Origin of the sequence: Flavobacterium sp., assembly GCF_036405015.1 — a bacterium.
GTDB lineage: Bacteria > Bacteroidota > Bacteroidia > Flavobacteriales > Flavobacteriaceae > Flavobacterium.
On sequence record NZ_DASWYK010000063.1, the window covers coordinates 1 to 6,062 of the forward strand.

At 34.0% G+C, this 6,062-nt stretch carries 6 protein-coding genes; 4 read left to right on the plus strand and 2 right to left on the minus strand.

Going from position 1 to position 6,062, the window contains the following annotated elements; translation table 11 throughout:
• Both VGE71_RS05125 and VGE71_RS05130 read right to left on the minus strand, forming a co-directional pair.
• Window positions 1-344: cytochrome ubiquinol oxidase subunit I (locus VGE71_RS05125; RefSeq protein WP_331137336.1), on the minus strand; the 344-nt coding region annotated here is incomplete at its 3' end.
• A 263-nt stretch (window positions 345-607) separates the two neighbouring features.
• Entirely contained in the window at window positions 608-1,198 is a 591-nt protein-coding gene (locus VGE71_RS05130) for an HD domain-containing protein (RefSeq protein ID WP_223704162.1), read from the minus strand.
• Window positions 1,199-1,403: 205 nt separating this feature from the next.
• Between VGE71_RS05130 and VGE71_RS05135 the strand changes: the two genes are divergently transcribed.
• The 4 genes from VGE71_RS05135 (at window position 1,404) to VGE71_RS05150 (ending at window position 5,957) form a co-directional block, all read left to right on the plus strand.
• A complete protein-coding gene (locus tag VGE71_RS05135; RefSeq protein ID WP_331137337.1) occupies window positions 1,404-2,822 on the plus strand; it encodes an MBL fold metallo-hydrolase in 1,419 nt (472 codons plus the stop codon).
• Window positions 2,823-3,001: 179 nt separating this feature from the next.
• Window positions 3,002-3,565, plus strand: coding sequence for a YeeE/YedE family protein (locus VGE71_RS05140; RefSeq protein ID WP_331137340.1), 564 nt, complete (start codon window positions 3,002-3,004; stop codon window positions 3,563-3,565).
• Window positions 3,566-3,575: 10 nt separating this feature from the next.
• Complete coding sequence (locus VGE71_RS05145; protein WP_331137338.1) at window positions 3,576-4,055, plus strand: DUF6691 family protein; 480 nt, start codon at window positions 3,576-3,578, stop codon at window positions 4,053-4,055.
• Between the two features lie 324 nt (window positions 4,056-4,379).
• Window positions 4,380-5,957 carry a glycerol-3-phosphate dehydrogenase/oxidase gene (locus VGE71_RS05150; RefSeq protein ID WP_331137339.1) on the plus strand — a complete coding sequence of 526 codons (1,578 nt, stop codon included), beginning with the start codon at window positions 4,380-4,382 and terminating at the stop codon, window positions 5,955-5,957.
• Window positions 5,958-6,062 lie beyond the last annotated feature (105 nt).

Consider the following 6,062-nt stretch of genomic DNA (forward strand, 5'->3'; position numbering starts at 1 on the left):
AAAAATAATCCGAGGAAAGAAGATTCGAGGAAAAAAGAAAACATTCCTTCCATAGCAAGAGTTTGACCAATGATTCCTCCCGTTAATTCAGAGAACTTTGCCCAGTTGGTTCCAAACTGAAACTCCATCGGAATTCCGGTGACAACACCCATTGCAAAATTAAGGGCGAAGATCTTCATCCAGAAATGGGTGGCATGATTGTAGTGTTCGTCTTGAGTTTTTAGATATTTCCACTTGAAGTAAACAATGATGAGCGAAAGTCCCATTGTAAGTTGTGGAAAAAGATAATGAAAAGTAATGGTGAACGCGAACTGCATTCGGTCATAAAAGAGCATTTCTTCCATAAGTGGTAATTTGTTTATGAAGTTCCACAAATTTAACCATTAGAACCCGAATTGCCTCTTAAAACAACAGTTTCTTTTTAAAATTTTAAACCATATAAGTTATATAAGTAAATATAAATTTTATGCAAACTAAAATGAACTTATTACTTAACTGTCACTTAATAAAAAATGCCCTTTACAATTTTAAACCATATAAGTTATATAAGTAAATATAAAACTTACGCAAAACTAAAATGAACTTATATAACTTATATGGTAAAATTTTATTTCTCCAAAATTCCTTTTTCTACACTTTCGTTAATCAAACCTTCAGCGTAATTCCATATTGATTTTGAACCTTCTTTTATGACACTTTTCTTTTCGTAAACTTTGTCGTATTTCACTCCAAATTCTTTCCAAGTTCCTCCATTGTTAGATGTATTTTGTAATAAAGGTTCTAAACGATCCATCGATTTTGCAAATTTTGCTTCGTTGGTTTCTCCCGCTTCAAATTCTTCCCAAATGGCGATAAATTCTTCTTTTTGTTTTTCAGGAAGTAAACCAAAGATTCTGTTGGCAGCTAAACGTTCTTCATCGGTATTCGAATGATTCTTTACAGTATCATAAATAAAAACATCTCCAGCATCAATTTCAACAATATCATGAATCAAGACCATTTTCACCACTTTCAAAACATCAATTGGTTCATTTGAATGTTCGGCGAGAACAATGGCCATTAGAGCGAGGTGCCAGCTGTGTTCGGCATCATTTTCGCATCTGTCACTGTTAAACAGTTTTGTTTTACGCTGAATGTATTTTACTTTATCAATTTCTTTTATAAAAGCTATTTGATCTAATAAATCTTGTGTGTTCATTTTATTTTTATTTTGAAATGACATTCGTCATACGCAAAATTAAAGCTTAAAGCGTAATTGCTCAACTTTAAATTTAATTTATCTCAATCAAATATGACAAACTCTACATTTTTTTACACAAAAACCTAATTTCTGTAACATTAGTCACCCAATTTATTGAAAAACAAACTTACCTTTGTATCCCATCATTTTACAATACCCTATCATGAAAATAGAGCAAATTTACACCGGTTGCCTTGCGCAAGGTGCATATTATATCACTTCAAATGGCGAAGCGGCCATTATTGATCCGCTTAGAGAAACGCAACCTTACTTAGATCGTTTGGAACGCGATGGCGTGAAATTGAAATATATTTTTGAAACGCATTTCCATGCTGATTTCGTTTCTGGACATGTTGATTTAAGTAAAGAAACCGGAGCACCAATCGTTTACGGACCAAATGCGGCTTGCGAATTTGATTGCATCTCTGCAAAAGATGGTCAGGAATTTAAACTTGGAAAAGTAACCATAAAAGTACTACACACTCCGGGTCACACTATGGAAAGTACTACTTTTTTATTAATCGATGAAAACGGAAAAGATCATGCGATTTTCTCTGGAGATACTTTATTTATTGGCGATGTTGGTCGTCCAGATTTAGCTCAAAAAGCAGCTGGAATGACGCAAGATCAATTGGCTGGAATTTTATTTCATTCTTTGAGAGATAAAATCATGACACTTGCCGATGATGTAATCGTTTATCCAGCTCACGGTGCAGGAAGCGCCTGCGGAAAAAACATGAGTAAAGAAACGGTTTCAACAATTGGAAATCAAAAAGCGACTAATTACGCTTTGCGTGCCAACATGACCGAAGAAGAATTCATTAAAGAAGTAACTGACGGATTATTGCCTCCTCCAGCCTATTTCAGCATGAATGTTGCCATGAACAAACAAGGTTACGAAAGCTTTGAAACTGTTTTACACAACGGAATGAAAACGATAAATGTTAATGAATTTGAGGCTGTTGCTGAAGAAACTGGAGCTTTAATTTTAGATACAAGAAGCGCTGCCGATTTTAGTAAAGGATTTATTCCGCAATCTATTAATATCGGAATCAATGGCGATTTTGCTCCTTGGGTGGGAACTTTAATTGCCAACGTAAAACAACCAATTATTTTGGTTACCACTGTTGGTATGGAAGAAGAAACAGTAACTCGTTTAAGCCGCGTCGGTTTTGATACTATCATTGGACATTTGGAAGGCGGATTTGAAGCTTGGCAAAACGCTGGTTTCGAAACAGATTCAGTTAATCGAATCACAGCAGAACAATTTGCAAGTGAAGTAGATATTCAAAAAGACAAAATTATCGATATCCGTAAAGAAACAGAATATGCTGCAGAACACATTGAAGACGCTTACAGCAAACCTTTAGCTTATATTAATGACTGGGTAAAAGACATTAACCCGAATGAACATTTTTATTTGCATTGCGCTGGAGGTTACAGAAGTATGATTGCCGCTTCTATTCTTCAGGCAAGAGGTTTCAGAAATTTCTCTGAAGTGGAAGGTGGTTTTGGAGCAATTTCAAAAACGAATATCCCAAAATCTGATTTTGTTTGCCAAAGTAAGGTTTTGAAAGCATAACATTGAATATAAATTTTTCACCATATAAGTTATATAAGTTCATTTTAGGCTGGACGTAATCTAAAGTCTTAATATTTACTTTAATTGAGTCATGTAAGCACGCCTCAACTTATAATTTCTTATATCACTTATATGGTTTAAAAATAAAAAGTCTAATTTTTTTAAAATAAAAAATGAGTATAATCGAAATCATTAAAGAACCTTGGCCTTGGTACGTTGCAGGTCCGCTAATTGGATTAACTGTTCCAATTTTATTAATTATTGGGAATAAATCTTTTGGGATTAGTTCATCATTGCGTCATATTTGCGCGGCTTGTATTCCTGCCAATATTTCGTTTTTTAAATACGATTGGAAGAAAGAAAGCTGGAATTTATTCTTCGTTTTAGGAATTTTCTTTGGTGGGGCTATTGCTGCCTATTTATTATCCAATCCAAATCCAGTGGAAATTGCTCCAGAACTTTCAGAGCAATTAGCTGGTTACGGAATTACAGATCATACAGGTTTAGTTCCTGCGCAATTATTTTCTTGGGAAAGTTTATTGACTCTTCGTGGATTCATAATGATGGTTGTCGGCGGATTTTTAGTTGGTTTCGGAACCCGTTATGCTGGCGGATGTACCAGCGGACACGCAATTATGGGATTATCAAACTTACAATGGCCTTCATTGGTCGCTACAATCTGTTTTATGATTGGCGGTTTTGTAATGTCTCTTTTGATTTTACCTTATATTCTTTCACTTTAAAATTTCAAAAATGAATAATTTAGAAAATAAAAATATAGACAGCGAAGGAATCAATGCAAGTCAGAAAAAGGAAAATGCATTTGCAAATCTTAAATATTTAATTGTTGGAATCTTTTTCGGAATTGTATTCGTAAAAGCAGAAATCATCAGCTGGTTCCGTATTCAGGAAATGTTTCATTTTGAATCATTTCACATGTACGGCGTAATTGGATGTGCTGTTGTTGTTGGATTAATTTCAGTTCAATTGATAAAAAAATTCAACATCAAAACTCTGGATGGAGAAAAAATCGAAATTCAACCAAAGAATTTCAGCAAAGGACAAATCTACGGCGGATTGATGTTTGGTTTTGGATGGGCGATTACTGGAGCTTGTCCTGGTCCTCTTTTCGCGCAGATTGGTACTGGTGCGACTGTAATTGTTGTAACTTTAGTAAGTGCAATTGCTGGAACTTGGGTCTATGGTTTGATTAAAGATAAACTGCCACATTAATAATTTTTGTTTCAAGTTTTATTTGTTTCAAGTTTCAGGTTGATATACTTTGAACATATTTAAACGCAAAGCACACAAAGACATACGCAAAGTTCGCAAAGTTTTATTTCAAAGCTTTGCGAACTTTGCGCTTTATAAAAGTCTTATTTGTAAAAAACCTTGCGCCCTTTGCGTTTAAATATGTTCAAAGTATATCAACCTGAAACTTGAAACCTGAAACTTTAAACAAAAAACAACTTGATTTTTTTCTTCATCAATTTTTAATTTCATTTCGTTAAGTTTGCTTTAAACAACATTTCCCAAAATAAACACCCAGAATAAAGAATGAATCGTTCCGAACAATTATCCAAACTACAAAACACCAAAAATTGGGACGTAATAATAATTGGCGGAGGTGCAAGCGGACTTGGAACTGCTGTTGATGCTGCAAGTCGCGGTTATAAAACAATCTTATTTGAAGCTGTTGATTTTGCAAAAGGAACTTCGAGCAGAAGTACCAAATTGGTTCATGGTGGCGTACGTTATTTAGAACAAGGAAATGTTCACTTGGTAAGAGAAGCGCTAAAAGAAAGAGGTTTATTGGCTCAAAATGCAGCTCATTTAGTCAAAAACCAATCTTTTGTTATTCCTAATTATAATTGGCTGAACGGTTATATTTATACCATCGGTTTAAAAATTTACGATTTATTATCGGGTTGTTTGAGTTTAGGAAGTTCAAAATATCTTTCGAAAAAGAGAACTATTGAAATGCTTCCAAACGTAGAAGAAAACGGTTTAGCAAATGGCGTTATTTATCATGATGGTCAGTTTGACGATTCGCGTTTAGCAATTAACCTTGCTCAAACAGCTGTAGAAAATGGAGCTTGTCTTTTGAATTATACAAAAGTTGTCAATTTAATAAAAGACGATAAAAATCAAGTTATCGGTGTACAGGTTCAAGATCAGGAAAGCGGCATTAAATATGATGTAAAAGGCGCCACTGTAATTAATGCAACAGGTGTTTTTACAAATGCAATCATGAAATTGAATGATAACGTTTATAAAAAATACATTGTTCCGAGTCAGGGAATTCATTTGGTTTTTGATAAATCATTCCTACCTGGAGAACATGCTTTAATGATTCCGAAAACAAAAGACGGAAGAGTTTTGTTTGCCGTTCCGTGGCATAATCGTATTGTAGTGGGAACTACTGATACTTTAATTAAAAAACAAAGTTTAGAACCAATTGCCTTAGAAAGCGAGATTCAGTTTGTTCTCGAAACTGCACAACGTTTTCTTGCTAAGAAACCAACAAGAGCCGATGTACTTTCTGTTTTCGCAGGTTTACGTCCGTTGGCGGCGCCGAAAGAAGAAGGAAAAAGTACTAAAGAAGTTTCTAGAAGTCATAAAATTATAGTTTCAGAAACAGGTTTAATTACAATTACAGGCGGAAAATGGACAACGTACCGAAAAATTGCAGAAGATATTATTGATAAAGCAATCAAAACAGGTAAGCTTTCTAAAAAAGATTGTAAAACAGAACATCTTTCCATTCATGGAAATCAACCAACTACTTCTTTAAATAGAGAAAATCACCTTTATATATATGGTTCTGATATTCCGAAAATAATAGAACTACAAGAAAGCGAACCTGAATTAAAAGAAAAATTGCACCCGAATCATGAATTCACAATGGCAGAAGTTGTTTGGGCTATTCGATACGAAATGGCAAGAACGGTTGATGATATTTTGGCAAGACGTGTTCGATTATTGTTTTTAGATGCAAGAGCTGCAATCGAAGTTTCGGAGAAAACGGCAAGAGTAATAGCTAAAGAATTAGATAACGATGAAGCTTGGATAAACACAGAAATTACAAATTTCAGTCAAATTGCAAAGGGATTTCTTCTATCAGAATTTCAATAAATCATAAATTAAGTTGATTTTGAGCTTCTTCTGTATTTCAATCATCTTACAAAAAGTCATTTAATGAATGTTTAATATCAAAAAAAATCCTTGACTTTAAAAAAT